The following is a 14,624-nucleotide window of genomic DNA, read 5'->3' as shown; positions in this document are numbered from 1 at the left end:
AGGGATCCCACAACGTGTAGGTCCCACCCCCGGCGGCCTTACTGGCCCCCGCCGAGGCGGTGCCGGCGGCTCCGCCGTCGTCCGAGGACGAGCACGCGGCCAGACCGCCGGCGACGGTGAGGATGACCAGGCCCAGCCCTGCGGCGCGCCGGCCCCTGTCGAGTCTTTCCATATCGTTGTTCCTTTCGACGGCCGGCATCCGGCCGATATCTCTCGTTCGCCGCCGCCGGCCCCCACGCTCAGGTGAGGACGGCGGAGGCGCTCAGGTGAGCTGGATGTAGTCCAGCTCGGCGTAGCCGGTGCCACCGGCGAAATTGGGAGAACCCTTGGCCAGGCGGATCACGTTGTAACCCGCCCGGAGGTTGACGGTCGTGCTGATCGTGGCGCCGAACTGGCCCCACGCGGAGGTCGGCGGGTAGCTGACGGTCGTCCAGCCGCCGCCGTTGTAGGCGAGCCCCTGCGTGGCGGTCGCCCCGGTCGCGTTGGCGTAACCGATGGTCATCGTGTAGGAACGCGCGGTGGGCACGTTCACGACGAAGTCCACGTAGCTGTCGGTGCGATGCGCAGACGTGTTGTTGTCGATCCGCCCGACGTAGCCGCCCTCCGACGCGCTGGAACTGGTCAGCCGCTGCGCGCGGAAGACCGACGCGTTCTCCGCCTCATACCGCTGCTGGTAGGAGGGCACCCCGCTGACCGGCTGGACGACCAGGCTGTACGCGCTCGTCGCCGACATGTTGGACACCGGGACGCTGATCTCACCGTTGCTCACGGTGTAGGTGCTCGTCGAGATCGTGGTGGGTGCGGAAACGGCGGTGAAACGGCCGTTGGCGGGGGTCGACTGCAGGGTCACCCGGACCGAGGAGCCCAGCGCGCCGATGCCCGTGACGCGCACCGTGTTGGTGCCGGACTCGTTGCCGAAGACCACGTTGACGGTCTTGCGGGTGCTGTCGTAGGCGGCGAAGCCGTCCAGCCCGGACTGGGTGGCCGGAGTGGTGGTGACCATCCTGCCCGCCATGTCGCCGTACCACTTGTACAGCCACCACGTTCCGGTGGGCTGGTTGTTGTTGACCACCAGGCCGTTCATCGTGCCGTATTCGTACCAGAAGGCACGGTGCGCCGACTCGACGCCCGCCCTTTCCAGCTTCGCCACGTAGCTGGCCACCCGTCCGGGGACGTCCACCTCGCTCGTCGCGGCGTACTCGTTGATGGCGATGCGGCGGGGGCTGATGCCGAGCGAGGACTCCAGCGCACGGTAGTTGGCGATGTTGGCGGCGATGTTGTTGGGGCTGCCCAGCTCGTGCCAGCAGATGATGTCGGGGAGCGTTCCGGCCGCCTTGGCGCTGGTCAGGAAGGACGACAGCCAGGAACGGTTGTAGTAGGAGATGCTCGGCCCGACGATCGGCGTCGTGGTGTCAAGCGCCCGGACGGCCCGGAAGGTGCGCGTCCACGCGTCGTTGAACGAACCGGCGGCCCCGGTGTTCCACGTCCAGTCCGGCTCGTTCCACAGCTCCCAGCCGGCGATGTTGGTCACCGAGGTCGCGTTGAGGCGGGCGCGGACCATCGTGTCCACCTTGGCCAGCCAGTCGTTCCAGCTCACCCACTGGTAGGGGAAGTTGGGGTAGATGTCCGGCATCCGGACGTACTCCCCGGCGCCGACCCGGGTGGCCTGCGGCGCCACCAGCAGCGCGTCGCCGCCGGGCGGCTGGCCGTTGGGCCGCTGGCCCACGCCGGGGGCGGGCTGCGTCAGCGAGTTGACCTTGAGGGGCAGCAGGGTGGAGTCGTCCGGCCTGCTGTTCTCGGCCAGGCCGTACAGGCCGCCGGTGGCGACGTGGGTGACGGGCCGGAAGGGCTGGGCGACGTTGACCGTGAGGGTGGCCCCAGCCGCCTCGGCAGGTGCCAGAGGCACGAGCCCGCCGAGCGCCGCGGCCAGGAGGGCCGCGGTGAGCCCGGCCGCGCGTCGCGGTGTGACCCGGGGTGTGCGCATGAACGACCTCGCTCTTTCTGTGGTCAGGTTGGGGGCGAGCAAGAGGTGGAACGGGACCGCCCTCCCCGAGGCGGCGTACGCCGCGGGCGGCCCCCGGGCGGGCGGACGAGGCCGGTGTGTGCCGGCCGCGACAGCCCGCCGCGGTCATGCCAGGTCATGACTTGTCATGACTGGTCATCCGGTGAGGCGAGCGGAATCCAGACCCTCATCGGGCCCTCGCTCCGGTTGCCCCACAGGAAGTACGGCACCGCCGTGAGCGTGAGCGGAGCGCCGTGACGCTCCCCCGCGCCCGCGAGGGTGTAGAGGGGATCCCCCGGGTCCCCGGCCTGCTCGACGAGAGTGCCGCCGGCGGCGAGGACGACCGGGACATCCGGCAGGTCCTCCCGGTGGCTGGCGGTGATCGGGACATGGGCGGCCAGCCGTAGGTCCTCCAGCACCGTGCCGGACGGCAGGTCCGCCTGCTCCAGGCAGTAGACGAGCGGTCCCCGGACCAGGGCGACGCATCCGCGCACCGCGTCCACGCGCGGGTGCGCGCTCACCTGCCGGACCGGCATGTCGAAATCGAGGACGACCTTCGTGCCCGGCGCCCAGGCGCGGGTGAGCCGGATGTAGCCGTCCCGGGCGGGGGCGCTCACCGGCTTGCCGTCGACGCGGACGCCGTAGACGTCGCACCAGGACGGCACGCGGAGCGCGAGCGTCCAGGGGCCGGCCTCCTCGGAGGTCTCGTCGGCGGTCTCCCCGGCGGTCACGGTCAGCTCGACCCGCCCATGCCAGGGATAGTCCGTGCGCGTCTCCACCTGGACCGGCCGGCCCGCCACCGTGGCGCTGACGGTCGCCGAGCCGTACAGGTGGATCTGCAGGCCGTCGTCGTCGGAGGTGGCGAGGTAGCCGTGGAGCGAGGCCAGCAGCCGGGCGATGTTGGGCGGGCAGCAGGCGCAGGAATACCAGGACAGGCGCCGCGCCGCCGCCTCCTCGCCCGAGCCCGTGTGCCCGGTGCGCAACTGAAGCGGGTTGGAGTAGAAGAAGTGCCTGCCGTCGGAGGAGATGGCGGACGCGACGGCGTTGTACAGGACCCGTTCCATCTCGTCGGCGTAGCGCGCGCGGCCGGTCGCGAGCAGCAGCCGCCAGTTCCACTGGAAACTGGCGATCGCCGCGCACGTCTCGGCGTAGGCCCGGTCCGGCGGCAGCTCGTACGGATCTCCGTACGCCTCGTCGCGGTGACGCGAGCCGTGCGCCCCGGTCACGTAGGTGCGCCTGCCCACGGCGTCGTCCCACAGGCGCTCGGCCGCGTCCAGGAGGGTGTGGTCACCGGTCTCCACCCCGACGTCGACCATTCCCGCGAGGAGGTACAGCTGGCGCACGGCGTGCCCGGTCACCTCGCCGGCGTCTCGCACCGGCAGGTGGTCCTGGTAGTAGGCGGGCCCGAACCGCCCGTGCCCGAGCCGTCCGTGGCCGCGCAGGTCGAGGAACCTGCGCGCCAGCTCCAGGTACGGCCGGTGCCCGGTCAGCCGGTAGAGCTCGGCGAGCGCGGTCTCGATCTCCGGATGCCCGCAGACCTCCTCCACACCGTCCGGTCCGAACCGCTCCACCAGCAGGTCCGCGAGACGCCGGGCGACGGCCAGCAGCTCGGGGCTCACTCCGGTGCGGGCCGCGGCGACCGCGGCCTGGACGAGGTGGCCCGCGCAGTACAGCTCGTGGCTCCAGTCCGGCTTGCGCCACCGCTCGTCCGGCGCGGCGACGGTGAAGTACGAGTTCAGGTAGCCGTCCGCCTGCTGGGCGCGGGCCAGCAGCGCGGCCGTCTCCTCCACGAACGAGCGCAGGGCCGGGTCGCCGGGCGAGGTCCCGAGCTCCCAGGCCGCCGCCTCCAGCGTCTTGTAGACGTCGGAGTCGGCGAACCACATGCCGCTGAAGGAGGCGTCGCTCTCCCCCGCGGCGGCGGCGAGATTGTCGAGGTTGCCGTGCTCGCGGAGGTTGTCCACGCAGTGCGGCAGCGTGTCCTCGGCGTTACGCCGTCCCCATCGGCCGAGCAGGCCGTCGGGGTGCAGCCTCACCTGGTCCGTTCCGAGCGGCCGCAGCACGGAGAGGGCTTCCGGCCCCGGCACGACCGGCCCCGTCCGATGGCCGAGGCCGGTGGAGTCCGGCTCCGCGATGGTCTGGACGCCGGGGGCGGCCTGCGTGTCTGGCGGTTTCTGCTCGGGCATTCTCGATCTTTCATGCGTGAGGTGGCCGTCAGCCGGGCGGCGGCGGGGATCGCCGATGACGGGGGACACGGGAGAACCCCGCCGGAACCGACCCGCCGCCGAAGGACCGCACAGGGGGTGGCTCTGTGGCATCCGTACGGTCGGCAAGGAAACAAGGAAAACGATTGCCGACAAGCTACCAACGCCGCGAAGAGGACGTCAATAGCGCGTTTCCGCCTTGTTACAAGGGGCTGAGCATGCGGGCGACCTGCCTATACAGTGGGTGCGGCAAGGGTTCCCGGAAAACGGAGGAAATGTGAGAAAGCTGGAGCGTCACGCCACGATCGCCGACGTCGCGGCCCTGGCCGGCGTGTCGGTGGGCACGGCCTCCAAGGCGCTCAACGGGCGCGGATCGTTGCGGGAGGAAACCCGGATGCGGGTCCGGGAGGCGGCCCGGCAGCTCAGCTTCGAGGCGAACGCGGGGGCCAGGAGCCTGCACTCGGGCCGGACGTACACGGTCGGGATGATCACCACCGACACGATCGGCCGGTTCAGCATCCCCGTCCTGATGGGCGCGGAGGACGCACTGGGCGCGGGGGAGATTTCGATCTTTCTGTGCGACGGGCGCGACGACCCCATCCGGGAGCAGTACTACGTCAAGACCCTCCTCAGCCGCAGGGTGGACGGGATCATCGTGACCGGCCGGCGCACCGAGGCACGGCCGCCCATCGGCCGCGACCTTCCGGTTCCCGTCGTGTACGCCTTCATCAGCTCGGCCGACCCGGACGACTGCTCGGTGGCTCCCGACGAGGCGGGCGGCGCCCGCAAGGCGATCGAGCACCTCCTCGCCACCGGCCGCAGCCGGATCGTGCACATCACGGGCCCGGAGCACCACAACTCCGCGCGGGTGCGCGCGGCGGCGGCGACGGAACGCCTCGCCGAGGAGGGACTCTCCCCGGCCGCGCCTCCGCTGTTCGGCGGCTGGAGCGAGGTCTGGGGACGTCAGGCGGTCGGCATCCTGCTGGCCGGCCGTACGGAGTTCGACGCCGCCTTCTGCGGCAGCGACCAGATCGCCCGGGGAGTCTGCGACGCCCTGCGGGCCGCGGGCCGGCGGGTTCCCGAGGACGTCGCCCTCGTCGGCTTCGACAACTGGGACGTCATGACCGAGAGCGCTCAGCCCCCGCTCACCAGCATCGACATGAATCTCGAAGGGCTCGGCCGGTCGGCCGCCGAAAAGCTCCTCGCCGCCATCAACGGCTCCCCCTCCCCGGGTCACCACGCCCATCCCTGCCAGCTTGTGGTGCGGGAGTCGACCACCGTCGCGCTGTCACCGCCCACGAGCCCCGCGGTTTAGACCGTTCGCGGCCCGCGACGACCACGGCGGCCGTCCCGCCGGCTGGCCGGCAAGCCCGGCCTGGACGTGCACAGGACGCTCGGGGCCTTGGCACGGAACCTTCACATGTTCCCCGCGGGATCCGAACGCCGGAACCGTAGATTGCGGCCGTGACGGTTGACACCGGTGACTTCACCGACTGGCTGCGCGACTTCGAAGGGGCGGCGCTGCTCCGGCGGACCTGGGGCGACCCGGACTGGGGCCGGGGGGCGCGGCTGGACCCGGCTCTGGTGAGGAGCCTCCAGCGGTTCCAGGTGGGTGAGAGCGGCGACGGCCGCGGCCTGATCGGCAAAGCCGGAGGAGCGGGCGACCCCGTGTACGCGGAGGCGATCCGGCTGTTCGTGGCCGAGGAGTGCGAGCACGCCCGGCTGCTGGGCCGCCTGCTTCTGGCGGCGGGCGCGACGACCATCGCGGGACACTGGAGCGACACCGCGTTCGTCCGCGTACGGCGCCTCCTCGGCCTGCGGACCGAGCTGATGGTCCTGATGCTGGCCGAGGTCGTCGCGCTCGGCTACTACCGGGCCGTACGCGACGGCGTCCGCGACCCTCTCGCCACGGACGTGGCGGCCCGGATCCTCAGCGACGAGCTTCGCCACGTGCCCTTCCACTGCGAGCGCCTGCGCCGGTCGTTCCGCACCACTTCGCGGCCGTACCGGGCGGTCGCCTCGGCCTTGTGGTGGCTCCTGCTGGCCGGCGCGCTGACGGTGGTGGTCCTCGACCACAGTCAGGCCGTGAGCGGCCTCGGAGTGTCGCGGACCGGCTTCGCCCGCGAGGTCCTGGCGGCGTTCCGCGCCGTCGTCGCCGACGTGATGTCACCGCACGGCCGGGGCCGGGCGGGGCTCATCGGGCGGTGCCCGACTCCAGGTCGTGGCCGGTGAGGCCGTCGCCGGCGTCACTCGCGAAGCGGCCCGCCTGGTGGAGCGCGTCGGCGGCCTCCGGCAGGAACGACCAGAAGAGCTGGAACACGTGCGTGTCGACCGGGTAGAGCTCCAGCGTCACGTCGACGCCGTGTCCGCGAGCATGATCGGTGAGCCGCTGAGCCTCCTCAAGGACGGCGTCGCCCGCGGCCGCCTGGATGAGCATCGGCGGCAGCCCCGCCAGGTCGGCGGTCAGGGGGCTGACCACGGGGTCGTCGGCGGGATGACCGGCGAGATAGGCGGCGGCGGCTCCGGCGAAGTCACTCGCCGCGGGGGTGCCACGCCGCTCTGCCTCCGGTGGGACGACGGCGCTGGGTGAGGCGGCGATCGCGCGGCCGAGGTCGAGCCAGGGACACATCAGGAGCGCACGACCGGGCAGGGGAAGCCCTCGCTGCTTGAGGCGGATCAGGAGTGACAGGGCCAGCCCGCCGCCTGAGGAGTCACCGGCGACGGTCACGTCACGCGGGTTCGTTCCGCTGCCGAGCATCCACAAGTAGGCCGTCACAGCGTCGTCCAGGGCCGCCGGGAACGGATGTTCGGGCGCCAGGCGGTATTCCGGGACCAGCGCGCCGGTTCCGGCGGCGGCGGTAAGCGCGCCCACCAGGGGCCGATGTCCGAAAGCCGATCCCAGCGTGTAGCCGCCACCGTGCAGGAAGAGCAAGGTGGCGGGCCGTTCCGGCCCCGGCGTGAGCAGCAGGCACGGCACCCCGTCGGCGTTGACCGAGCTGACGCCGATCTCCGGGGGCGGCTCGAACTGCGCGTGCAGGGCCTCGTACGCGGCCCGCAGCCGCCGCAGGCCGGCCTGGGCGTCGGCGAGCTCGATGAGGGGTTCCCAGAGCCGGGTGACGCGTTCGACGAGCTCGCCGCCGACCGACCGCGTCGCCAGCACCGCGTCGTCCAGGTCGCGCAGGAGCTGGCGGGCACGGTTCAAAAGCGCCTCGCCGGCGAGGGTGAGCTCGACTCGATGGGTGGAGCGGCGCAGCAGGTCGCAGCCGATGAGCCGTTCCAGGGTGCGGATCTGCCGGCTCAGCGCCGGCTGGGAGAGGTAGAGCCGCGAGGCCGCCCTGCCGAAGTTGAGCTCGTCGGCGACGGCGACGAACGCCCGCAGGTGACGCAGTTCGATCGCGTCCGGCGGCCGGGGCAGGGACAGCACGTCTGCGAGCGGCTGTCCGCGGTCGTCGTCCATACCGGTGATTATGAACCTCCGGCCGCCGGCCCGGTCATGCCGTTCGCGCACGACCGCGATGCACAGCCGGCCTTTCCCTTTCCCGCCGCGCCGATGCCAGCGTGTGCCTCATGTCCTCCCAGCCACCGGCAGACCGGGGCGCGGACCACGCCGTTCTCCCGCCTGAACGACCACCCGGGAGAACCGACAGAAGGAAGATCGATGACCACACGATCGACGACCCCACCGGACGACCGCGCCGCGCCGCCCCGGGCGACGCGGCGGGAGTGGATCGGGCTGGCGGTGCTGGCCCTGCCCACCCTCCTGCTGTCGCTCGACATCAGCGTGCTGTATCTGGCGCTGCCCCACCTGGGCGCCGATCTGGGGGCCGGCGGCACCCAGCAGCTCTGGATCCTCGACATCTACTCGTTCATGCTCGCCGGATTCCTCGTCACGATGGGCACCCTGGGAGACCGGATCGGGCGCCGCAGGCTCCTGATGATCGGCGCCGCCACGTTCGGGCTCGCGTCGGTGCTGGCGGCCTACGCGACCAGCCCCGGGATGCTCATCGCGGCTCGTGCGGTGCTCGGCATCGCCGGGGCGACGCTGATGCCCTCGACCATGGCGCTGATCCGCAACATGTTCCGCGACCCCAGGCAGATGGGATCGGCGCTCGCCATCTGGCTCGTCTGCTTCATGGGCGGCATGACGCTCGGCCCCCTGGTCGGCGGGCTCCTCCTTGATCACTTCTGGTGGGGCTCGGCGTTCCTGCTCGGCGTGCCGTTCATGGCGCTGCTGCTCGTGGTCGGCCCGAGGCTGCTGCCCGAGTACCGGGACGGCGGCGCCGGGCGGCTCGACCTGACCAGCGTGGCCCTGTCCCTCGCCACCATCCTGCCGATCGTGTACGGCCTCAAGGAAGCCGCCAGGAACGGCTGGCACACGTCTCCCGCCGCGATGATCGTGGCCGGTGTCGTCTTCGGGCTGGTCTTCGCGCGGCGGCAGAAGACCCTGGCGAGCCCGCTGCTGGACCTGCGGCTGTTCACCGATCGCTCCTTCAGCACCGCGCTGGGCGTCATGCTGCTCAGCGGTGTCGTCATGGCGGGGGTCACCCTGGTGTCCAGCCTGTACCTGCAGATGGTGCAGGGACTGTCCCCGCTCGGTGCGGGGCTGTGGCTGCTGCCCCAGAACATCGCGATGGTCGCCGGCACCCTGCTGGCCCCCGGCCTGGCGCGCCGGGTACGCCCGGCGTACGTCATGGCGGCGGGGCTGGCGACGGCGGCGGCCGGGCTCGTGCTGCACACCCAGGTCGGCAGCGTCCACGGCCTGCCCCTCCTGATAGCCGGGCTCGCCCTGGCCTCCGGAGGAGTCGCCCTGCCGATGGCCCTGACGATGAACCTGGTCCTGGGGTCCGCTCCGCCCGAGAAGGCCGGTTCGGCGGCGTCCATCGCGGAGACCAGCGGTGAGTTCGGCGTCGCGCTCGGCGTCGCGGTCCTGGGCAGCGTCGCCACCGCCGTCTACCGCGGCCGGCTGCCCGAGGCCATCCCCGCCGGCGTCCCCACCGCGACGGCCGCCGCCGCCAGGGAGGGCATCACCACCGCCGTGCCGGCGGCACGGCGACTGGCCGATCCGCTCGCCACCGGACTGCTCGACGCCGTCCGCGACGCGTTCACCACCGGGCTGAACGCCGTCGCCGGCGTCGGCGCCGCCCTCTTCCTCGCGATCGCCGTCCTCGCCGCGGTCGTGCTCGGACGCGTGCGCGGCGGCGCCGAATCCGGACACCCCGAGGCGGAGGTTCAGCCGGCCGCCCTTCCGGAACCCCTGCGCACATGAGCGGACCACCCCGCTGAACACGCTCGTACGGCTCCCGCCCGGGGTGGGCGGGAGCCGTACGAAGACTCAGAGGGTCGAACGGGGCCCCGGCCCTGAGTGAGCCCGGTCCCGGGACGGGGTGTACCGTCGGGAACGGCGAGCACACCAGGAGGTGCGCATGAGCCGTACGGACGACACCCGGCCCTTCCGGCCATCAGACGGCCGTTCCCCCAGGACCGCGACCGGCGCTTCGTGAGGGTGGCGCTGCTCGGCCCGGTCGCCTGGCGCACGCCTCCGCTTCACTACGGCCCCTGGGAGCAGGTCACGAGCCTGATCGCCGAGGGCCTCACCGCCCGCGGGATCGACGTGACGCTGTTCGCCACCCTCGACTCGGTCACCTCCGCGACGCTGGACGGAGTGTGCCCTCGCGGATACGCCGACGACCCCTCCCTCGACGGACGGGTGTGGGAGGCGATGCACGTCGCGCACGCGTTCGGCCGTTCCGGTGAGTTCGACCTCGTCCACAGTCATCTCGACTGGCTGCCGCTGGCCTTCGCCGGCCACTGCCGGGCCCCGTTGCTCACCACGGTTCACGGATTCTCCGGAGCCGGCATCCTGCCCGCCTACACCCGTGCACGATCCGCTTACGTGTCCATCTCGGACGCGGACCGCACGCCGGACCTGGACTACGTCGCCACGGTCCACCACGGCATCGACTTCGACGCGTTCCCCTTCGATCCCGTGGGCGGCTCGCGGCTCATCAGCTTCGGCCGCGTTCATCCCGACAAGGGGACGCACACGGCGATCGAGATCGCCCGGCGGGCCGGAATGCCGCTGACCATCTGCGGGATCGTCCAGGACGAGCGGTACTTCGAGGAGCGGATCGCTCCGGAGATCGACGGAGAGCAGGTCACCTACCTCGGGTCGGTGGGGCCGGAACGGCGCGGCGAGATCCTCGGCGGCGGCGCCGCCCTCCTGCATCCCATCGCGTTCGACGAGCCGTTCGGCCTGTCGGTGGTCGAGGCCATGGCCTGCGGCACGCCCGTCGTCGCCTATCGGCGCGGATCCATGGCCGAGGTCGTGGACGAGGGCGTGACGGGTTTCCTGGCCGATTCCCTCGACGACGCCGTCACCGCGGTGACGCGCGTCGCCACGATCGACCGCGCGGGCTGCCGCGCGCAGGCCGAACGCAGATTCAGCGTCCATCAAATGATTTCCGGTTACATGCGCATATATCGGGAAATGTTAGAACCGAATTAGCGCCTGATATCGTCATTCGTGCGCAGACCCCGCCATCGGCCGTGGGTCGCGCCGGCCGGGCCCCCGCACGAGGGCGGGCCCCCGGTGACAGGCTCGGATTTCCCGTACAGGCAGACGCACAGCCGTCTTCACCGAGCGAGCCCGCATGCATCCACCCTGGTGCGGGCGATTACTGGAAGGCATGACAGTTGGCCCGCACGTACGGCTTCCTCAGCACGCACCCGCCCACCCGATGCGGACTCGCGACATTCAACTCCGCCCTCGCCGCCCATCTCACCGACGGGGGAACGTCCGGCGGGATCGTCCGGGTCACCGCGGACGGCGATGACGTACGACCCCTGCCCGGGGTCGTGCACACCTGGCTCCCCGGCCGGTCCGGCGGCTGGAGGGCCGCGGCCTCCGCCCTCGACGACTTCGACGTCGCCATCGTGCAGCACGAGTACGGCATCTACCCCGGGCCGGACGGCCAGGACGTCCTGCCGCTGCTGCGCAGTCTCGCCGTACCCGGCATCGTGGTCCTGCACACCGTCCTGACCAGGCCCACCTCCCGGCAGAAAGCCCTGCTTGAGGAGATCTCCGCCGCCGCGGACGCGATCGTGGTCATGACAGGCACCGCCCGTGACCGGCTGCTGGCCGGCTACCGGGTCGACGCCGGCAAGGTGTTCCTCATTCCGCACGGAACCGCCGATCACACACGGGTCCCGGCCCGGCGTCACTCCCGTCCGCACCTGCTCACCTGGGGGCTGATCGGCCCCGGCAAGGGCATCGAGTGGGCGTTGCGCGCGCTCGCGCTGCTGGGAGACCTCGACGCGCCGCCCACGTACACCATCGCCGGGAAGACCCATCCGAAGGTGCTGGAGCTGCGGGGCGAGGCCTACCGCGACAGCCTGTACGAGCTCGCCGCCCGGCTCGGCGTCTCCTCGGCCGTCCGGCACGACCCCGTCTACCGGGATCAGGAGTCGCTGAGCCGGCTGGTCCGCTCGGCGGACGTCGTCGTCCTGCCCTACGACTCGGCGGAGCAGGTCACGTCGGGTGTCCTCATCGAGGCCGTGGCCGCGGGCGTACCCGTCGTCGCCACCTCCTTCCCGCACGCCGTGGAGCTGCTCACCGGCGGCCCCGGACTGCTCGTTCCGCACGGCGACCCCGCCGCGATCGCCGCGGCCGTGCGCCGCATCCTCATCGAGCCCGGGCTGGCCGGCAGTCTCACCAGCCGTGCCCGCACCCAGGTCTCGACCCTGCTGTGGCCCGCGGTGGCGGCCCGATACGCCGGCCTCGCCCGGTCGCTGCTCGCTCAGCGGCCGGCCGCTGCGACCGTGGCGACCGCGGCGCTGCGATGAGCTCCACCACGCCGAGCTCCACCACACCCCGGTTCGACCACCTGGTCCGGTTGAGCGACGACACGGGCCTGTTCGAGCACGCGCGGCACGCCGTCGTCCGCCGTCATCACGGTTACTGTACGGACGACGTCGCACGTGGGCTGGTCATCGTCAGCCGGGAACCGCAGCCGTCCCACCGGCTGACCCGGCTGGCGGAGTGCTACCTGTCGTTTCTCACCCATGCCCAGGACGGCTCCGGCGCGTTCCGCAACCGGCTCGGGTTCGACCGGCGCTGGCGCGACGAGCCGGGCGCCGGCGACTGGTGGGGCCGGGCGATGTGGGGGCTGGGCACCGCGGCCGCGCGCCATCCCGCTCACTGGATCCGGGAGGAGGCGCTGGTCGCCTTCGCTCTCGGCGCCGAACAGCGCTCCCCGCACCCGCGGGCCATGGCCTTCGCCGGGCTCGGCGCGGCGGAGCTCCTGCGGGTCAGCCCGGAAAGCACCGTGGCCGCCACCCTGCTCACGGACGCCGCGGAGGCGATCGGCACACCCCGGGAAGACCCCTCCTGGCCGTGGCCGCAGCCGTACCTGACCTATGCCAACGCCGCTCTCGCCGAGGTGATCATCGTCGCGGGGGATCTGAGTGACGACCGGCAGCTGCTCAGCGGCGGCCTGGAAATGCTCACCTGGCTGTGCGACGTCCAGACGAGGAACGGCCGGCTTTCCGTCGTGCCCGTCACGGGCCGGCGGCAGGGCGAGCCGCGATTACGCTACGACCAGCAGCCGATCGAGGTGGCGGCGCTCGCCGACGCCTGCGCCGTCGCCGCCCGCGTCACCGGCGAGCCTTCGTGGGACGAACGAGTACGTCGCGCGGTGGCCTGGTTCGAAGGCGCCAACGACGCCGGCGCCGTGATGTGGGACCCGGCGACCGGCGGAGGCTACGACGGCCTCACCGAGCACGGGCCCAACCTCAACCAGGGCGCGGAGTCCACCATCGCGCTGATCTCGACCATGCAGCATGCCCGGCGGCTCGCATGACCAGCGGGGATCTGGCCACGCGAATCGGCCCGTCGATCACCCCCGACCCGCGGAGAGTGATCGTGAAGCTCTTCGTGCCCGGGGAGGACGCGGCGCTCACCCGTAGCCGGGCCGCCGCACTGATCGACCGCCTCATGCTCCTCGACGACGCCACGACGACCGGGATGCTCCAGGACACCCTGCGGCGGTTCGGCGGGCGGCACGACGACCTCGAGGCGACCTTCGCCCACCACCACGACCTGGTCCGCCATCGCATCCCCCGCGACGTCAGCCTCTCCCCGTCGGCCCGCCTCCTCGTGGGCGCGTACTTCAGCCACGAGTACGCCGTCGAGGGGGCGGCGGTGTGCAACCCCTCGATGGTCCCCCACCCCGACCAGTCCGGGCTGCTGCCCGGGCAGCTTCGCGCGGCGGTGAGCGTGCGGCAGATCGGCGAGGGACATCTGTCCTCCATCGGCTTCGCCACGGCGGTGCTCGGGCCCGGCTCCGATCTGACCGTCACCGACCGGTCGGGGCCCCTGTCCGTGGGCCCCCCGCACCGGACCCGTCATCGGCGCGACCTGCTCGCCGCCGGACTCTCCGACCACGCCTGGGACAACGAGGTCTCGGCCGCCGTGCTGGAATCCCTGCCGGAGAGCTTCGACGACGACGACTTCGAGCAGGCGATCGCCGGGCTGCCCTCCGACCTCATCACCCGCACCACCACGCAGCGAACCCTGGAGGAGCTGCGCCGCGCGACGCGCTCCGACTACGCCGTGGCCTTCCCGGCCGATCTCCCCCTCCACCGGCGGGTGCTCTGGCCCGCGACCGCCGCCGAGTGCAACGGCATGGAGGACGCGCGTTTCACGCAGGTCACCGAGGAGGACGGCAGGCAGTCGTACCGGGCCACCTACACCGCGTACGACGGGCGGCGCATCTACTCTCACCTGATCGCCAGCGACGACCTGCGCCGATTCGAGATCTCCGCCATGCGCGGCCCCGCCGCCGTCAACAAGGGCATGGCGCTGTTCCCGCGGCGGGTGGAGGGACGGAGCCTGGCGCTGTGCCGGTCCGACGGCGAGACCATCGGTCTCACGACGCTTGACCGGCGCAACACGTGGCAGCCGCCGGTGCCGCTTCACGCCCCCCGCCGCGGCTGGGAGCTGATCCAGGTGGGCAACTGCGGATCACCCATCGAGACCGAGTCCGGGTGGCTCGTCCTGACCCACGGCGTCGGTCCCATGCGCGACTACGCCATGGGCGCCCTGCTTCTCGACGCACGCCGGCCGGAGCGTGTCATCGCCGAACTGCCCGGCCCGCTCCTCACCGCCGACGACACCGAACGCGAGGGCTACGTTCCCAACGTCGTGTACTCCTGCGGAGGCCTGCTGCACGCCGGTGCGGTGTGGATCCCGTACGGGGCGAGCGACACGCGAATCGCGTTCGCCCGTGTGTCACTCACCACGCTCATCGGGGCGATGCGCCCGCCGGACTAGGGCCTGTACGGACTTCGGATCTTCAGATGAGTCAGAGGCTGATAGCCCGCGCGGCAGAAAATACCTCGCCGACCCGCTCCGGATCATCCAG

The 14,624-nt window shown here is 72.0% G+C and carries 10 protein-coding genes; 7 read left to right on the top strand and 3 right to left on the bottom strand.

Annotated features, from left to right (window positions below; translation table 11 throughout):
• Positions 1–262 precede the first annotated feature (262 nt).
• Both AB0B72_RS39595 and AB0B72_RS39590 read right to left on the bottom strand, forming a co-directional pair.
• On the bottom strand, positions 263–1,984 hold the full coding sequence (locus AB0B72_RS39595) for a hypothetical protein (RefSeq protein WP_367744902.1): 1,722 nt from the start codon (positions 1,982–1,984) through the stop codon (positions 263–265).
• Positions 1,985–2,148: 164 nt separating this feature from the next.
• A complete protein-coding gene (locus AB0B72_RS39590; protein ID WP_367744901.1) occupies positions 2,149–4,185 on the bottom strand; it encodes a glycoside hydrolase family 127 protein in 2,037 nt (678 codons plus the stop codon).
• A gap of 295 nt (positions 4,186–4,480) precedes the next feature.
• Here AB0B72_RS39590 and AB0B72_RS39585 point away from each other — a divergent pair, with 295 nt between their 5' ends.
• Both AB0B72_RS39585 and AB0B72_RS39580 read left to right on the top strand, forming a co-directional pair.
• Positions 4,481–5,518: a LacI family DNA-binding transcriptional regulator gene (locus tag AB0B72_RS39585; RefSeq protein ID WP_367744899.1), complete on the top strand. Its 1,038-nt coding sequence runs from the start codon at positions 4,481–4,483 to the stop codon at positions 5,516–5,518.
• Between the two features lie 149 nt (positions 5,519–5,667).
• Positions 5,668–6,435, top strand: coding sequence for a ferritin-like domain-containing protein (locus AB0B72_RS39580; RefSeq protein WP_367744898.1), 768 nt, complete (start codon positions 5,668–5,670; stop codon positions 6,433–6,435).
• On the opposite strand, the gene AB0B72_RS39575 is transcribed toward AB0B72_RS39580, so the two are convergent.
• Positions 6,398–7,660, bottom strand: a complete 1,263-nt coding sequence (locus tag AB0B72_RS39575; protein ID WP_367744896.1) for an alpha/beta hydrolase fold domain-containing protein — start codon at positions 7,658–7,660, stop codon at positions 6,398–6,400. The two genes, AB0B72_RS39580 and AB0B72_RS39575, sit on opposite strands and share 38 nt — an antisense overlap.
• A gap of 201 nt (positions 7,661–7,861) precedes the next feature.
• Here AB0B72_RS39575 and AB0B72_RS39570 point away from each other — a divergent pair, with 201 nt between their 5' ends.
• From AB0B72_RS39570 to AB0B72_RS39550, 5 genes are all read left to right on the top strand, one after another.
• Entirely contained in the window at positions 7,862–9,469 is a 1,608-nt protein-coding gene (locus AB0B72_RS39570) for an MFS transporter (RefSeq protein ID WP_367744895.1), read from the top strand.
• A gap of 231 nt (positions 9,470–9,700) precedes the next feature.
• Positions 9,701–10,708 (top strand): glycosyltransferase family 4 protein, encoded by a 1,008-nt coding sequence (locus AB0B72_RS39565; protein ID WP_367744894.1) that lies wholly within the window; start codon positions 9,701–9,703, stop codon positions 10,706–10,708.
• Between the two features lie 188 nt (positions 10,709–10,896).
• Positions 10,897–12,045: a glycosyltransferase gene (locus tag AB0B72_RS39560; protein ID WP_367744892.1), complete on the top strand. Its 1,149-nt coding sequence runs from the start codon at positions 10,897–10,899 to the stop codon at positions 12,043–12,045.
• Positions 12,042–13,061 carry a glycosyltransferase gene (locus tag AB0B72_RS39555; RefSeq protein ID WP_367744891.1) on the top strand — a complete coding sequence of 340 codons (1,020 nt, stop codon included), beginning with the start codon at positions 12,042–12,044 and terminating at the stop codon, positions 13,059–13,061. The genes AB0B72_RS39560 and AB0B72_RS39555 overlap by 4 nt, the downstream gene beginning before the upstream one ends.
• Positions 13,058–14,533: a glycoside hydrolase family 130 protein gene (locus AB0B72_RS39550; RefSeq protein WP_367744889.1), complete on the top strand. Its 1,476-nt coding sequence runs from the start codon at positions 13,058–13,060 to the stop codon at positions 14,531–14,533. The genes AB0B72_RS39555 and AB0B72_RS39550 overlap by 4 nt, the downstream gene beginning before the upstream one ends.
• Positions 14,534–14,624 lie beyond the last annotated feature (91 nt).

Source organism: Microbispora sp. NPDC049125 (assembly GCF_040802045.1).
Lineage (GTDB): Bacteria > Actinomycetota > Actinomycetes > Streptosporangiales > Streptosporangiaceae > Microbispora.
This window is presented reverse-complemented; position numbering and strand designations above follow the sequence as displayed.

Excerpts from the sequence above, each read along its gene's own strand:
- AB0B72_RS39555 (WP_367744891.1), top strand. The coding sequence starts at position 12,042 with ATGAGCTCCACCACGCCGAGCTCCACCACACCCCGGTTCGACCACCTG.
- AB0B72_RS39590 (WP_367744901.1), bottom strand. The coding sequence starts at position 4,185 with ATGCCCGAGCAGAAACCGCCAGACACGCAGGCCGCCCCCGGCGTCCAG.
- AB0B72_RS39595 (WP_367744902.1), bottom strand. The coding sequence starts at position 1,984 with ATGCGCACACCCCGGGTCACACCGCGACGCGCGGCCGGGCTCACCGCG.
- AB0B72_RS39570 (WP_367744895.1), top strand. The coding sequence starts at position 7,862 with ATGACCACACGATCGACGACCCCACCGGACGACCGCGCCGCGCCGCCC.
- AB0B72_RS39550 (WP_367744889.1), top strand. The coding sequence starts at position 13,058 with ATGACCAGCGGGGATCTGGCCACGCGAATCGGCCCGTCGATCACCCCC.
- AB0B72_RS39575 (WP_367744896.1), bottom strand. The coding sequence starts at position 7,660 with ATGGACGACGACCGCGGACAGCCGCTCGCAGACGTGCTGTCCCTGCCC.